A 15,482-nucleotide genomic window follows, 5' to 3' on the forward strand; every position below is an offset into this window, starting at 1 on the left:
GTTTACTCCTCTGCCCCGGCAGCTGAATGCGAACTCATGTCCATCCCTTCCATACCGGCCACTTCCTTCCCTTCCTTCTCGTGGTGCATCGGCTGGCCCGGTTTCATGCCTTCATACTTGTCGATGATGGTCTGGAACAGGTTCGGCGCGTACGAGGAGTAGAGTTCAACCGGGTTGTTCTGGCTTGGTTTGGAAAGGGCTTCGTATTCAGCTTTTTCAAGCTGTTTAGGTGCCTTCTTGACATCACTGACCCAGGCATCGAAATCTGCCTGAGAGGTGGCGATTGCTTTGAATTTCATGCCAGTGAAGCCAGCACCGCTGTAGTTGGCGGAGATACCGTCAAACTCGGCATTCTGATTGGCGATCAGGTGCAACTTGGTCTCCATGCCCGCCATCGCGTAGATCTGACCGCCCAGGCCCGGAATGAAGAACGAGTTCATCACGGTGTCGGAGGTGATTTTGAAGTTAACCGGCGTGTTGGCCGGGAACACCATCTTGTTGACGGTGGCGATGCCTTGTTCCGGGTAGATGAACAGCCACTTCCAGTCCATTGCGACCACTTGAATGGTGATCGGCTTGACGTCGGATTCCAGCGGACGGTACGGGTCCAGCGCGTGGGTCGACTTGTAGGTGACGTAACCCAGGGCAATGATGATGAGCACTGGAACAGCCCACACCGCGATTTCGATCTTGGTGGAGTGCGACCAGTTCGGCGCGTAGGTCGCGTCCTTGTTGGATGCGCGATATTTCCAGGCGAAAGCGAAGGTCATGACGATGACCGGCACCACGACCAACAGCATCAGCAGCGTTGCGGTGATGATCAGGTTTCGCTCGTCCAGGCCGACCTGGCCCTTCGGATCGAGCAAGGTCATATTGCAACCACCCAGCAACAACGTGCCGAGCAGAGGCAAGAAGCCTAAGAATCTGGGGTACCTGTTTTTACTCATCTCACGACCTCTAAAGCAGCTTGCGCAATGCAGTTGGGTTTTGATCGCCAACACTTCACCCTGCCAAGGGTTGGCATTTTTTCTTCGATTGAATAAGGGCCTGCCCGTCGCGCTAAACGCTGATCGACAAATCCTGGGCTAGCGGTAATTCTTATTCGAATTCGTGGTCAAAGGCCTTGTTACAGACCAATTCCATTTGGTGCGGATAGTTGGAAGGTTGCCGACACCTGGAGTCGTATGGAGCAATCAAACCGCCCCTCGCCTCCCCTCCTGACGAAGAATGGGCAGCGCCGGAAACTCAGTGCGTGCGATTGTAGATATGTAGCGTTTTATAAACCATGTCTCATATCGAAATAATTTTTATCGGATCTGGCAATAATCATTAACGATTATTGCATCACCCAGCGATCGTATCGCTTTTCATTCGCAACAGTAACCACAAGAAATGTAGGCTTAATGCGCTCATTTTAGACAGCTTCGCTGCCCGATCTTGCCCCTCAATTTGCCCCAAGACCTCTTGAAACAAGGCCTCCAGCGTTTCCCTGGAGCCTGTTAAATCTGCCTGATGGGGTTTTGCGGCTTTCGGCAATTTGATCGCTGAACGGGGAGAAATTCAGGCTGCCATACAGCACCAACATGACCACTTGAAATGTCTCGCCATACCCGGTGTGTGACAACGTGTCGCACATGCGCCGCACATTTCACTGCTGCAAACCACACTCTTTTTTCAAGGGCACCGAAATGCAAAGCGCCCCGATCCTCACACGCAGGACCAGGGCGTTTTTGTGTCGCTATGTGATGTGGCGGATGACTTCAGCGCAGGTTTTTGCGATTGCGGGAGATACCCAGCGGCACCAGCACCACCGTCAATACGAAGGCCACCAGCGCCCACTGCGCCAGGGACAAACCCAGCACGGGTGGGTAAGGCGTCTCGCAGAAACCGTCGACCCGAAAGCCCAGCGGGAAGATCGAAGCCAGCGGCAAGCCATCGACGATCGGCTGCAGGACGTCGATTCCGCAACTGACCGCCGGGTAGAACTGGATGTAGACGTGATGACCAGCCACCGCGGCGCCAGCGATGGCACTGAGCACCACCAACACTTCGAACACGGTAATACTGCGGCGGGTGTGCATCGCCGCGCCGATGAAGGCGAAGATCGCAATCAGCAATAAGGCATAGCGTTGCAGGATACACAGCGGACATGGCGCTTCGCCCAGCACCACCTGCATGTACAGCGCACCGCCGATCAGCGCCAGGCAGATCACACCCAGCAAGACCAGAAACCGTCGCTCGCGCCCCAAACGCAGTATTTCGTCACTCATCCCCGTATCCCTTTGCCAAAGTGGTGGTTTTCGTCTGTCCGCAAGTTTACACGCTGGCCGTGAGCGCACGCGGGCGGTTCGGTGGTTTTAACAGGAGGAATTAACGGCAGGGGAATTAACGGGGGATTAATCGTTGGAGATGATTTTGATCGTTCCCACGCTCCCGCGTGGGAATGCCTCACCGGACGCTCTGCGTCCGCTTTGTGACGCGCAGCGTCACGGGCTGCATTCCCACGCAGAGCGTGGGAACGATCATTCAATAAAGGTTTACTCCAGCGCCGCAGCCGGACCGAAGAACTCGTAACGGCTTTGTTTCTCCGGAACGCCCAACGCCTTGAGGTGACGTTTGATTGCGCCCATGAAGCCTTTGGGACCCAGGAAGTAAGCGTCCAGATCGCGCTCTTCAGGCATCCAGGCAGCAAGCTGATCCTGACTCAACAGCCCGACCCGGTGCGCCGCCGGACTGACGCCATCATCTTCGGCGTAGCAGTAGAAACGCTTGAGTTGCGGGTGACGCTCGGCCAGGCCATCCACCCAATCACGGAAGGCGTGGACACCGCCATTACGCGCACAATGAATGAAGTGCACCGGGCGTTTGCTCGCCAGAGCTGCTTCAAGCATCGGCAAAGTAGGTGTAATGCCGACACCGCCACTGATCAGTACCAAAGGTTTGTCGCTGGCGGTCAGGGTGAACTCGCCGGATGGCGGAAACAGCATGATGCTCGCGCCGACATGGAACCGGTCATGCAGGAAATTCGAGGCACGACCGCCAGCTTCGCGCTTGACGCTGATGCGGTACTGGCCGGCGTCAGCCAGGGCCGACAATGAATAGTTACGACGAATCTCTTCGCCATCGAGGATCAGTTTCATGCCGATATATTGGCCAGGCTCTGCCGCCAGAATCGGGCCCTTGTCTGCAGGCTCGAAGTAGAACGAAGTAATTTCCGAGCTTTCCTCGACCCGCGCGACCAGTTTGAATTCCCGCTCACCGCGCCAGCCGCCCGGTGCTTCGGCCTTCTGGTCATAGATCACCGTTTCAGCACCGATCAGGATATCGGCCAGTTGGTTATAGGCCGCGCCCCAGGCGCTTATGACTTCAGGGGTGGCAATCTCACTGCCGAGCACTTCGGAAATGGCCCGCAGCAGGCAGCTGCCAACGATTGGGTAATGCTCAGGGAGGATTTGCAGGGCAACGTGCTTGTTGATGATTTTCGCCACCAGATCGCCCAATTGGTCCAACTGTTCGATATGCCGCGCATACATCAATACGCCGTTGGCCAGTGCCCGAGGCTGATCGCCACTGCTCTGGTGGGCCTGGTTGAACAACGGACGCACTTGCGGGTATTCAGAAAGCATCATGCGATAGAAGTGAGTGATCAACGCTTCGCCACCGCTTTCCAGCAGAGGGACGGTCGATTTGACGATGGCACGGTCTTGAACGCTAAGCATAAGGGCAACTCCTGAGCTTTTTGGTTTCCAGCTGACTACCCTTTACCTATCAGTTTCCATGCCAACAATTAAATCTATATAAATCAATATGTTAATAAAATAGTAGTCATATCGACAATGCCTGCTTTATAGTCATTAAGACTATATGGAGTCAATATGACTGCAAAATCACTGCTCACCGCCCTGCTCCCTCTGGTCTCCGACCTGTCCCGCGAACTGCCGGAGGGCGAGCGCTATCGACGCCTGCTCGAAGCCATGCGCGCTCTGCTGCCGTGTGACGCCGCCGCCCTTTTGCGCCTCGACGGCGAATGGCTGGTGCCCCTGGCGGTGGATGGCCTGAGCCCCGACACCCTGGGCCGACGCTTCAAGGTCAGCGAACATCCGCGCTTCGAGGCGTTGCTCAGCAGTCCCGGGCCAACCCGTTTCGCCAGTGACAGCGAGTTGCCGGACCCTTACGACGGTCTGGTGGACGGTCTCGACGAACACCTGGAAGTCCACGACTGCATGGGTTGCCCACTGTTTATCGACGAACGCCCTTGGGGTCTGCTGACCCTCGATGCGCTGGACCCGCAGCGTTTTGAACCCATCGAACTGGACGCCCTGCAGGCCTTTGCCAGCCTCGCCGCCGCAACCGTCAATGCCGCTGAGCGTATGGAGCGTCTGGCCCTGCGCGTCGAGGACGAACACCAGCGTGCCGAGGTTTACCGTCAGGCCAGCGGCCAGCAAAACCGCGAAATGATCGGCCAAAGCAAAACCCATAAACGCCTGATGGAAGAGATCAGCCTGGTCGGCGGCAGCGACCTTACGGTGCTGATCACCGGCGAGACAGGAGTCGGCAAGGAGCTGGTGGCGCAGGCGATACACGCGGCTTCGCCGCGAGCCGACAAACCGATTATCAGCCTGAACTGCGCCGCCCTGCCGGACACACTGGTGGAAAGCGAGTTGTTCGGCCATGTGCGCGGCGCCTTCACCGGCGCGATGAACGACCGCCGCGGCAAGTTCGAACTGGCCAATGGCGGCACGCTGTTCCTCGATGAAGTTGGCGAGTTGTCGCTGACCGTTCAGGCCAAGTTGCTGCGAGTGCTGCAAAGCGGCCAGCTGCAGCGATTGGGTTCGGATAAAGAACATCAGGTCGATGTGCGCCTGATCGCTGCAACCAACCGCGATCTGGCCGAAGAAGTGCGCAGCGGCCGCTATCGAGCCGACTTCTATCATCGCCTCAGCGTTTACCCGCTGCTGGTGCCGGCGCTGCGGGATCGCGGCCGTGATGTGCTGCTGCTCAGCGGCTTCTTCCTGGAGCAGAACCGCTCGCGCATGGGCCTCAACAGCTTGCGCTTGACCAGCGATGCCCAGGCGGCGCTGCTGGCTTATGCCTGGCCGGGCAATGTCCGTGAACTCGAACACTTGATTGGTCGCAGTGCGCTGAAGGCGCTGGGCAATTGCCGCGAGCGCCCGAAGATCCTCAGCCTCAGCGCGGCGGATCTGGAGTTGCCGAATGTCGCGCAGCAAGCATCCCCGTCAGAGCCTGCCAGCGCCCCCGTGGATTTACCCGACGTCGCCGGGGATCTGCGCCTGGCTACCGAGAACTACCAGCGTCAGCTAATCAGCGCCTGCCTTGAGCGCCACCAGAACAACTGGGCAAGCGCGGCCCGTGAGCTAGGCCTGGACAGGGCAAACCTTGGAAGGATGGCCAAGCGGTTGGGGATGAAATGACACACATCCCCCGTAGCAGCTGGCGAAGCCTGCGTTCGAGGACGAAGTCCTCGCAAAACGGTCACCGTGTTCTACCTGTTACACCACGGTTTCAGGTTTTACGACTGCTGCGCAGCCGAACGCAGCCTTCGGCAGCTGCTACGAAGATCGCGCCGGTCTGGTTTACCGGGATTACCCCTAAAGCCAGCCCTGAACAAGTCGATAACCCGTTATCGATAGCTGTTCACGGCCCCGTTTCCGCGAACCACCTTATCCACAGAAGGTTTTTATGTCCTCCGATAAAGCCCGCGCAGACTCACTCTCGCTTCTGCTGTTTACCTTGCGCAGTGGCAAGCTGATGGCGATCAATCTGCTGAAAGTCAGTGAAATCATTCCCTGCCCGCCGCTGACCAAGCTGCCGGAGTCGCACCCGCACGTCAAAGGCATCGCCACTCTGCGCGGCGCGTCGCTGTCGGTGATCGATCTGAGCCGGGCGATTGGTGAAAAACCGTTGGTCGACCCGGACGGCGGCTGCCTGATCGTCACTGACGTCAGCCGCTCCAAGCAAGGTCTGCACGTTCAGGCCGTGAGCAAGATCGTGCATTGCCTGACCACCGATATCCGCCCGCCGCCCTACGGTGCCAGCGGCGCCAAGTCGTACATCACTGGCGTAACCCAGGTCGACGGCACCCTGGTACAAGTACTGGATATCGAGAAAGTCATCCACGGCATCGCCCCGGTACGAATCGAAATGGCACCGACCGAACTGAGCATGGAAGATGCCGAAGTGCTGGGTAATGCCAGGATTCTGGTGGTCGATGACAGCCAGGTGGCGTTGCAACAATCGGTGCACACCCTGCGCAACCTCGGCCTGCAATGCCACACCGCGCGCAGCGCCAAGGAAGCCATCGATTGCTTGCTGGACCTGCAGGGCACTGAACAGCAAATCAACCTGATCGTCTCGGACATCGAGATGTCGGAGATGGACGGTTACGCCTTCACCCGTACCCTGCGCGAAACCCCGGACTTCGCACACCTCTACGTGCTGCTGCACACCTCTCTGGACAGCGCGATGAACAGCGAAAAAGCCCGACTGGCCGGAGCCAACGCGGTGCTGACCAAGTTCTCCTCGCCAGAGCTCACCAAGTGTCTGATCGAGGCCGCCAAAGCCGTCGCGGCTCAGGGTATTTGAGCCTTGGCCGAGGACTACTGCCTGCTGCTGCGTCGAGACCTCACTAAGGTTTTGCCGCCCGTCGCCTGGCCGGCCGGCATCAGCCTGACCGTTTACCGTGCGCCGCTTGCCGAAACGGTTCATGGGCTGATGGAGCTGGGTTATCGGCAGGGCGGCGGCAGCGTGCCAGCACTGGACATTTGGCGTGAACGCTTCGAAACCGATGCCGAGTATGACCCGGCCCTGTGTTTTATCGCCACGCACGCCCAAGGGATTGTCGGCGTCGCCCAGTGCTGGACAAGCGCCTACATCAAAGACCTGGTGGTGCATCCCAGGGCTCAAGGCCAAGGGCTTGGGCGGGCTTTGCTGTTGCATGCATTCAGGGTTTTCCAGCAAAAACGCGAAGAGTATGTCGATTTGAAAGTGCTGGAAGATAACCATCGGGCCCGGCGCTTGTATGAAAGCGCGGGCATGCGTCTGGTGCGCAGAGAACTCGTTCCAGCGTAGCGCAGGCTGCGATCCTGGCGGTCCGGGATCCACCCAAGGATGACTGGCGCATAACTTGCTTTGTAACAGGCCTTTGCAGTGACTCTGTGGGTAATCCCGTCACCGCTCTCGTCTATCAATTGCAGCCGGCCGTTTAATGAATACAACGTTTTCCTGCGTAGGTTGCGGCAAGTGCTGCACCGACCATCACGTCCCCCTGACCCTCGCCGAAGCCCGGCAGTGGGCGGCTGACGGCGGCAACGTGATCGTGCTGGTGGAAGGCTTTCTCGGCAATGGCCTGGGCTTGCCTTTGCAGCAACGCGAGCATGCCGAACGACGTTCCTGTGTGGTGCCCAGCGGTGTGACCGAGGCTTATGTGGCGATCACCTTCGCCGCGTACAACGTTGGCCCCTGCCGGAATCTTGACGAAGACAACCTCTGCCGGATCTATGAACGCCGGCCTTTGGTGTGTCGCATTTACCCCATGGAAATCAATCCGCACATTGCACTCAAGCCAGCCGCCAAGGACTGCCCGCCAGAATCCTGGGAAAAAGGCCCGCAGCTGATTGTTGGCGGCGAGTTGGTCGACCGGGAACTGGCCGGCTTGATCCAGCGTTCGCGCCAGGCTGATCGGGACGACATCCAGACCAAGGAAGCCATCTGCGAACTGCTGGGCATTCGGACTACCGCGCTCAAGGGCGACGGCTTTACCGCTTACCTGCCGGACATGACGGCGTTCGCCATGGCCATCAAACAGATTGAAGCGCAGCCACCAGCGAGTTCGGCCAGCGAGTGGTTGTTCCATGTATCCGGGACAGATATCGCCGAACAAGTGCAGGCCGCCGGAGCGCAGGTGGCAACGACGCAGCCTTCAAACTACGCCTTCATCTCGCTGCGTGCGGCTTGATGCATCTGTGATCGCTCCCACGCTCTGCGTGGGAATGCAGCCGTAACGCTCTGCGTCACTGCCGAAAGCGGACGCGGAGCGTCCAGTGAGGCATTCCCACGCAGGAGCGTGGGAACGATCCAACGATCCATCCGGATCAATGACTCAGCGCTTGCCCATCGAGCGACGGGTGCCGGGAGGCGCTGCGCCCGGAGTCTTGGTGTGGCCGTTCTTGGCACCGTTTTTATACCAAGGCTGGCTGGCATTCTTCGCCGCGGCAAGCTCGCCCGGCTTGAACGGGAACTTGAACGCTGGGATTGCGGCTTTGTCTTCGGTGTCTGCGCTGGAGTCGACGCTGTTTTGCAGGTCAGCCTGTTCCTCGCTCTGGACGTCAGCAGCAGGCGGTTGTTTACGGGAAGTCATGAAAGCTCCAAGGGTGTAAAAATGGATCTGGCCGGGGTGACGGGCCGCAGAAGCCGGCAGTATACCTGTGCGACTGCGATCTTTAACCTGCGCACCGCGCGAATGGTCAGCCATTACTGACAGCGCTGTCAGTTAGCAGTCATTTTGCTGACCGGGTTTGAGGACTATAAGTAAGCCATTGATACTGGCCAAATCCCTCGACCACTTTGCTCTGGCGTCCTACAAGCATGCGTATTCAAAAAAAAACGGTGTTGATCGCAGGATTGCTGATTGCCTTGGCCGCAATGGCCACCTGGTTTGTGACCGGGCCGACCACCGCCAAACCGGCGGCGCCGAGCGCGATTCCAGTGCGGGTGATCAGCGTCGAGCAGAAGGACGTGCCACGCTATGTCAGCAGCATCGGCTCAGTGTTGTCGTTGCACAGCGTAATCATCCGGCCGCAGATCGATGGCATCCTGACCAAACTGTGGGTCAAGGAAGGCCAGCTGGTAAAAACCGGTGATCTGCTGGCCACCCTCGACGATCGCTCGATTCGCGCCAGCCTCGATCAGGCCCGCGCTCAGCTGGGGCAAAACCAGGCGCAGCTGCAAGTGGCCGAGGTCAATCTCAAGCGATACAAACTGCTAAGCGTCGATGATGGCGTCTCCAGGCAGACCTACGATCAGCAACTGGCGCTGGTGAACCAGTTGAAAGCCACCGCGCAAGGCAATCAGGCGGCCATTGACGCTGCGCAAGTCCAACTGTCCTACACCCAAATTCACTCTCCGGTGACCGGTCGAGTTGGCATTCGCTCCGTCGATGAAGGCAACTTTCTGCGCATGAGCGATACCCAAGGCTTGTTCTCAGTGACCCAGATCGACCCGATCGCCGTCGAGTTCTCCCTGCCGCAACAGATGCTGCCGACCCTGCAAAGACTGATCGGCGCCCAGACCCAAACCCAGGTCAACGCCTATCTTGGCGCCGACACCGATGGTGTAACCGGCGACTTGCTCGGTGAAGGCCATATGACCCTGATCGACAACCAGATCAACACCAACACCGGGACCATTCGCGCCAAGGCCGAATTCAGTAACGCCGGGCAAAAGCTCTGGCCAGGGCAATTGGTGACCATCAAGATCCAGACCGCCCTCGACAAAGATGCCTTGGTAGTGCCGCCATCCGTGGTGCAACGCGGGCTCGATCAGTATTTCGTCTATCGGGTCAAAGCCGACGAAGTGGAAGTGGTGCCGGTGCAGATGGTTTATCAGGGCAGTGACCTGAACATCATCAAGGGTGTGCAGCCCGGTGATGTGCTGGTGAGCGACGGCCAGTCGCGGCTCAAGGCAGGTTCCAGGATCGAGGTACTCAATGAGCCGACACCGGTCATTCAAACCGCGAAATCGGAGCTGCAACCATGAAGGGCCATGGCTCGGTTTCGGCCTGGTGCATCGATCACCCGGTCTCCACCCTTCTGCTGACCTTTGCGCTGGTGCTGCTGGGGCTGATCGCCTTCCCGCGACTGCCCATCGCGCCGTTGCCGGAAGCGGAGTTTCCGACCATCCAGGTCACTGCGCAGTTGCCCGGTGCCAGCCCGGACACCATGGCCTCCTCAGTGGCCACGCCACTGGAAGTACAGTTCAGCGCCATCCCCGGCATGACCCAAATGACCTCCAGCAGTGCCTTGGGCTCTACCAACCTGACGCTGCAATTTACCCTCAACAAAAGCATCGACACCGCAGCCCAGGAAGTTCAGGCGGCGATCAACACCGCCTCCGGCAAGCTGCCCAAAGACATACCGAGCCTGCCGACCTGGAGGAAACTCAACCCGGCCGACAGCCCGGTTCTGATCCTCGCTATCAGCTCGACGCAGATGCCCGGCACCGAACTCAGCGACTATGTGGAAACCCTGCTGGCGCGGCAGCTCAGCCAGATCGACGGTGTCGGCCAGATCTACGTCACTGGCCAGCAACGCCCGGCCATCCGCGTCCAGGTCGCGCCGGACAGACTGGCGGCCGTCGGTCTGACCCTGGCCGATATCCGGGTAGCCCTGCAGCAGGCTAGCTTGAATCTGGCCAAGGGTGCGCTATACGGCCCGTCGAGCATTTCCACGCTGTCGACCAACGACCAGCTGTTTCACCCCGAGGAGTATGGGCAGTTGATCGTCTCCTACAAGGACGGTGCACCGGTCCACCTCAAAGATGTCGCGCGGGTGATCAATGGCTCGGAAAACGCCTACGTTCAGGCCTGGTCCGGAGATCAACCAGGGTTGAACCTGGTGATCTTCCGTCAGCCCGGCGCCAACATCGTCGGGACCGTCGACCGCATCCAGGCTGAACTGCCGCGCCTGCAAGCGATGCTCCCGGCCACGGTGCAAGTGACCGTACTCTCGGACCGGACCAGGACCATCCGCGCCTCGTTGCATGAGGTGGAAATCACCCTGCTGATTGCTGTGTTTCTGGTGATCGCGGTGATGGCGCTGTTCCTGCGCCAGTGGTCGGCGACGATGATTGTTTCCAGCGTGCTTGGCGTGTCGCTGATCGCCAGTTTAGCGCTGATGTACGCGATGGGTTTCAGCCTGAACAACCTGACCCTGGTGGCGATCGTGATCTCCGTGGGTTTTGTGGTGGACGATGCGATCGTTGTGGTGGAGAACATTCACCGTCACCTCGAGGCCGGTGACGGCATGCGCGAGGCTGCAATCAAGGGCGCCGGCGAGATCGGGTTTACGGTGGTCTCCATCAGTTTCTCGCTGGTGGCGGCGTTTATCCCGTTGCTGTTCATGGGTGGTGTGGTCGGACGGCTGTTCAAGGAGTTCGCCCTGACCGCGACCTCGACCATTTTGATTTCGGTGGTGGTGTCGTTGACCCTGGCACCAACCCTGGCCGCACTGTTCATGCGAGCCCCGGGACACAATGCCCATACCAAACCCGGCTTCGGCGAACGACTGCTGGCGCTCTACGAAAAAGGCCTGCGGCGCGCCCTCGCCCACCAACGGCTGATGCTCGGGATTTTCGGCCTGACGTTCGCCATGGCGATCGTCGGTTACGTGATCATTCCCAAAGGTTTCTTTCCGGTGCAGGACACCGGTTTCGTGCTCGGGACCAGTGAAGCAGCGGCCGATGTGTCCTACCCGGACATGGTGGCCAAACACCTGGCGCTGGCGAAAATCGTCAACGCGGACCCGGCGGTTCAATCGTTCTCCCATTCCGTGGGCGTGACCGGCAGCAACCAGACCATCGCCAACGGCCGCTTCTGGATCGCCTTGAAAGACCGCAGTCAACGCGACGTCAGCGCCAGCCAGTTCATCGACCGGATCCGTGCGCAACTGGCCAAGGTTCCGGGGATCGTCCTCTATCTGCGGGCCGGCCAGGATATCAACCTCAGCTCTGGGCCGAGTCGCAGCCAATACCAATACGTGCTCAAGAGCAACGATGGACCAACCCTGAATACCTGGACCCAGCGTCTGACGGAAAAACTGCGAACCAACCCGGCGTTCCGTGACATTTCCAACGACTTGCAACTGGGCGGCAGCATTACCCACATCAGCATCGACCGCAGCGCGGCAGCGCGTTTCGGCCTGAATGCCAGCGATGTCGACCAAGCGCTTTACGATGCGTTTGGCCAGCGTCAGGTCAACGAATACCAGACCGAGACCAACCAATACAACGTGATCCTCGAACTCGACGCCAAGCAGCGCGGCAAGGCCGAAAGCCTGAATTACTTCTACCTGCGTTCGCCCCTCAGTGGCCAGATGGTCCCGTTGTCGGCGCTGGCCAAGGTCGATCCGCCCACCGTCGGGCCGCTGTCCGTTGCCCATGACGGGATGTTCCCGGCCGCCAACTTGTCATTCAACCTCGCCCCCGGCGTGGCGTTGGGCGATGCGGTGATCATGCTCAACCAGGCGAAGAACGAGATCGGTGTGCCCGCCTCGATCATTGGCAATTTCCAGGGCGCAGCCCAGGCGTTCCAAAGCTCGCTGGCCAGCCAGCCATGGCTGATTCTCGCGGCGCTGGTGGCGGTCTACATCATTCTCGGCGTGCTCTATGAGAGCTTCGTGCATCCACTGACGATCATCTCGACCTTGCCCTCGGCCGGCCTTGGCGCCCTGCTGATGCTGTGGATCTGGGGCCAGGACTTCTCGGTCATGGCGTTGATCGGCCTGGTGCTGCTGATCGGGATCGTCAAGAAAAACGGCATCCTGATGATCGACTTTGCCCTCGAAGCCCAACGCAAAGGTGGGCTAGCGCCGCAAGAGGCCATCTACCAGGCCTGCCTCATCCGGTTCCGGCCAATCATCATGACCACCCTCGCCGCGCTGCTCGGTGCCCTGCCGCTAATGCTCGGCTATGGCACCGGCGCCGAACTGCGCCAGCCGCTGGGGATCGCCGTGGTTGGCGGACTGCTGGTGAGTCAGGCGCTGACGTTGTTCACCACACCGGTCATATACTTGTGGCTTGAGCGGCTATTCCATCGGCCCAAACCAGCCCCAGTGCTGGCGACCACTGACTGAGGCGGGGTCATGCGCGTTCTGATTATCGAAGACGAAGAAAAAACCGCGGATTACCTGCATCGCGGTTTGACCGAACAAGGCTACACCGTGGACCTGGCCCGGGACGGCGTCGAAGGTCTGCACCTGGCGCTGGAAAGCGATTACGCGGTGATCGTGCTCGATGTAATGCTACCCGGCCTCGATGGTTTTGGCGTACTGCGTGCGCTGCGTGCGCGCAAGCAAACCCCGGTGATCATGCTCACCGCCCGCGAGCGCGTCGAAGACCGGATCAAGGGCCTGCGCGACGGCGCCGATGACTACCTCGGCAAACCCTTTTCCTTTCTCGAACTGGTGGCGCGTTTACAGGCATTGACCCGCCGCAGCGGCGGTCATGAGCCGGTGCAGATCAGCATCGCCGACCTGTGGATAGATTTGATCAGCCGCAAGGCCAGCCGGGCCGGCACGCGCCTGGACCTGACCGCCAAGGAGTTTTCGCTGCTCAGCGTGCTGGCCCGGCGTCAGGGTGAAATCCTCTCGAAAACCGCTATTGCCGAAATGGTCTGGGACATCAATTTCGACAGCGATGCGAATGTCGTCGAAGTGGCGATCAAACGCCTGCGGGCCAAGCTCGACGGACCGTTCGAAGAGAAACTGCTGCACACCATTCGCGGCATGGGGTATGTGCTGGAGAGCCGTGGTGTCTAACTCCATTGCGTTACGTCTGAGCGGCATGTTCACCCTGGTGGCTTTGCTGGTGTTCCTGCTGATTGGCTGGGCGCTCTATCAACAAGTCGACAAAGGCCTGGGCCTGCTGCCCGAAGCCGAACTGGTTGCGCGCTACAGCGTGCTCGAATCGGCCCTCAACCGCGATGGCACACCCGAACACTGGGTGAAGATCAACGCCAAGCTCAAGCTGCTCGGCGAAGAAGACAAACGCATCCGTTTCTGGGTGGTCAGCGGTGATGCCAGCTATGAATATGGCGCCCCGGACGCACAAATTCGCGCCTTTGCCCAAGGACCTTTGGGCATGCGTGACTTGACCTTGCCGGACCATCCTTATCCGCTGAAAGTGTTGGTCAGCCAACTCCCGGCCAAGGACCAGCAACCACCGCTGCGCTTTCTGATCGGCATCGACACCGAGACCTTCTCCCAGACCCAGCATCACTTGCTGATCGCCCTGATCAGCCTGGCCATCGTCGGTGTGTTACTGGCCTCGGTCTTGGGCTATTGGGTCGCACGGATCGGTCTGAAGCCATTGATAAAGTTGTCCCAGGAAGCTCAACGTCTAGCGCCGCCGTTGCTGTCCGGACGCCTGCAACTGTCACCGTTGCCGCCGGAACTCAATCAATTCGTCAGCGCCTTCAACTCGACACTGGAACGGGTCGAGCAAGCCTATTCACGCCTTGAGTCGTTCAACGCCGATGTGGCCCACGAGTTACGCTCGCCCCTGACCAACCTGATTGGCCAGACCCAGGTCGCACTGACTCGCGGGCGTTCGGCCGAGCACTACTTCGAAGTCCTGCAATCGAACCTCGAAGAGCTTGAGAGACTGAGGTCAATCATCAATGACATGCTGTTTCTGGCCAGCGCCGACCAAGGCAGCAAAGCCACCAAACTCACCCCGACGTCACTGGCCGATGAAGTCGCGACGACTCTGGATTATCTGGACTTCATTCTCGAAGACGCTCAGGTGAAAGTCGAAGTCAGCGGCGACGCCAACGTGCAAATCGAAAAAGCCCATCTGCGTCGGGCGCTGATCAATCTGCTGAACAATGCCGTGCAACACACCGCCCCCGGACAAGTCATCCGTGTACAGATCGAGGTGCAAGAACACCAGGTTGCCATCGGTGTCGCCAACCCCGGCAAGGCTATCGCCAGCGAACACCTGTCGCGGTTGTTTGAACGCTTCTACCGGGTCGATGCCTCGCGCAGCAACAGCGGCGCCAACCATGGATTGGGACTGGCCATCGTCAAGGCCATTGCGTTGATGCACGGCGGCGATGTGTTTGTGCGCAGCAATGACGGAATGAATACATTCGGTATTTACCTGCCGATTTAGCCCCCTGATGATCGTTGCGATCGTTCCCACGCTCCGCGTGGGAACGATCAAGAGCGTGGGAACGATCAGGCTCCTGACTATTACTGTAAAGGCAACAGTCCTTTATGCAATCCGCTCTTTTTCCCGACCTTGAAGACCGTTACTTTTGCCGCACTCACTAACACTAGCTCTGCAAGAAGGTCTTCAAGATGTCCAACTCCATGGGTATTGCCAGCGCTTTCGTTTTGTCTTCTTTATTCCTGTCACCCTTCGCCATGGCCAAAGAGTCTCCAGCATTCATTGCGCAAAATGCCGCACGCGCCAATGCCTTCGAAAAGTCCCAGGCCGAGTTGACTGCCAAGGCGCAAAACCCTGAGCAATCCCGGCAAACGTCAGCCAATCAGGCGCAACCACAGGTTGAGAAAGACAGCTGATCAGCACCATCGCTCTGTTTCCCTCGACACTTCTCTGGGCTCTTTCTCCTGAGAAGTTGTCTTCAAAGCCGCTGCTATCAGCGGCTTTTTTTTCGCTGTGTATAAACACCAACCTGCCTGGTTTTCTCTTGAGAAATACCCGCCGTATTTATACAGGTGCAAAAA

The 15,482-nt window shown here is 58.9% G+C and carries 13 protein-coding genes; 9 read left to right on the forward strand and 4 right to left on the reverse strand.

The genetic code is table 11. The features are described 5' to 3' along the window. Window positions 1-2: 2 nt before the first annotated feature. From cyoA to hmpA, 3 genes are all read right to left on the reverse strand, one after another. A complete protein-coding gene (cyoA, locus tag AC07VR_RS10015; RefSeq protein WP_494991884.1) occupies window positions 3-947 on the reverse strand; it encodes a ubiquinol oxidase subunit II in 945 nt (314 codons plus the stop codon). 813 nt (window positions 948-1,760) lie between these two features. Further along, entirely contained in the window at window positions 1,761-2,270 is a 510-nt protein-coding gene (locus AC07VR_RS10020; protein WP_494991883.1) for a disulfide bond formation protein B, read from the reverse strand. Between the two features lie 267 nt (window positions 2,271-2,537). Continuing rightward, entirely contained in the window at window positions 2,538-3,719 is a 1,182-nt protein-coding gene (hmpA, locus tag AC07VR_RS10025) for an NO-inducible flavohemoprotein (protein ID WP_495011160.1), read from the reverse strand. A 156-nt stretch (window positions 3,720-3,875) separates the two neighbouring features. Between hmpA and norR the strand changes: the two genes are divergently transcribed. The 4 genes from norR to AC07VR_RS10045 all read left to right on the forward strand — a co-directional run bounded on the left by norR (window position 3,876) and on the right by AC07VR_RS10045 (window position 7,975). Further along, window positions 3,876-5,432: a nitric oxide reductase transcriptional regulator NorR gene (gene norR / locus AC07VR_RS10030; protein WP_494991881.1), complete on the forward strand. Its 1,557-nt coding sequence runs from the start codon at window positions 3,876-3,878 to the stop codon at window positions 5,430-5,432. 268 nt (window positions 5,433-5,700) lie between these two features. After that, window positions 5,701-6,603: a chemotaxis protein CheV gene (locus tag AC07VR_RS10035; protein ID WP_494991880.1), complete on the forward strand. Its 903-nt coding sequence runs from the start codon at window positions 5,701-5,703 to the stop codon at window positions 6,601-6,603. 3 nt (window positions 6,604-6,606) lie between these two features. Next, the gene (locus tag AC07VR_RS10040; RefSeq protein ID WP_494991879.1) at window positions 6,607-7,089 is read left to right on the forward strand and encodes a GNAT family N-acetyltransferase; all 483 of its coding nucleotides are present in this window, start codon (window positions 6,607-6,609) and stop codon (window positions 7,087-7,089) included. 136 nt (window positions 7,090-7,225) lie between these two features. After that, window positions 7,226-7,975 (forward strand): YkgJ family cysteine cluster protein, encoded by a 750-nt coding sequence (locus AC07VR_RS10045; protein WP_495011161.1) that lies wholly within the window; start codon window positions 7,226-7,228, stop codon window positions 7,973-7,975. 144 nt (window positions 7,976-8,119) lie between these two features. Here AC07VR_RS10045 and AC07VR_RS10050 read toward each other — a convergent pair whose 3' ends face one another. After that, window positions 8,120-8,377, reverse strand: coding sequence for a hypothetical protein (locus AC07VR_RS10050; protein ID WP_494991877.1), 258 nt, complete (start codon window positions 8,375-8,377; stop codon window positions 8,120-8,122). Between the two features lie 227 nt (window positions 8,378-8,604). On the opposite strand from AC07VR_RS10050, the gene AC07VR_RS10055 reads away from it, so the two are divergent. The 5 genes from AC07VR_RS10055 to AC07VR_RS10075 all read left to right on the forward strand — a co-directional run bounded on the left by AC07VR_RS10055 (window position 8,605) and on the right by AC07VR_RS10075 (window position 15,317). Next, a complete protein-coding gene (locus tag AC07VR_RS10055; RefSeq protein WP_495011162.1) occupies window positions 8,605-9,774 on the forward strand; it encodes an efflux RND transporter periplasmic adaptor subunit in 1,170 nt (389 codons plus the stop codon). Continuing rightward, window positions 9,771-12,866, forward strand: a complete 3,096-nt coding sequence (locus tag AC07VR_RS10060; RefSeq protein WP_495011163.1) for a multidrug efflux RND transporter permease subunit — start codon at window positions 9,771-9,773, stop codon at window positions 12,864-12,866. Before AC07VR_RS10055 ends, AC07VR_RS10060 begins: the two co-directional genes overlap by 4 nt. 9 nt (window positions 12,867-12,875) lie before the next feature. Beyond that, entirely contained in the window at window positions 12,876-13,550 is a 675-nt protein-coding gene (locus AC07VR_RS10065; RefSeq protein WP_489376411.1) for a heavy metal response regulator transcription factor, read from the forward strand. Continuing rightward, the gene (locus AC07VR_RS10070) at window positions 13,540-14,904 is read left to right on the forward strand and encodes a heavy metal sensor histidine kinase (protein ID WP_494991873.1); all 1,365 of its coding nucleotides are present in this window, start codon (window positions 13,540-13,542) and stop codon (window positions 14,902-14,904) included. Before AC07VR_RS10065 ends, AC07VR_RS10070 begins: the two co-directional genes overlap by 11 nt. 188 nt (window positions 14,905-15,092) lie before the next feature. Continuing rightward, window positions 15,093-15,317, forward strand: coding sequence for a hypothetical protein (locus AC07VR_RS10075; protein ID WP_495011164.1), 225 nt, complete (start codon window positions 15,093-15,095; stop codon window positions 15,315-15,317). The last annotated feature ends 165 nt before the right edge of the window (window positions 15,318-15,482 follow it).

This window comes from Pseudomonas sp. GW821-FHT02H09, assembly GCF_059421425.1.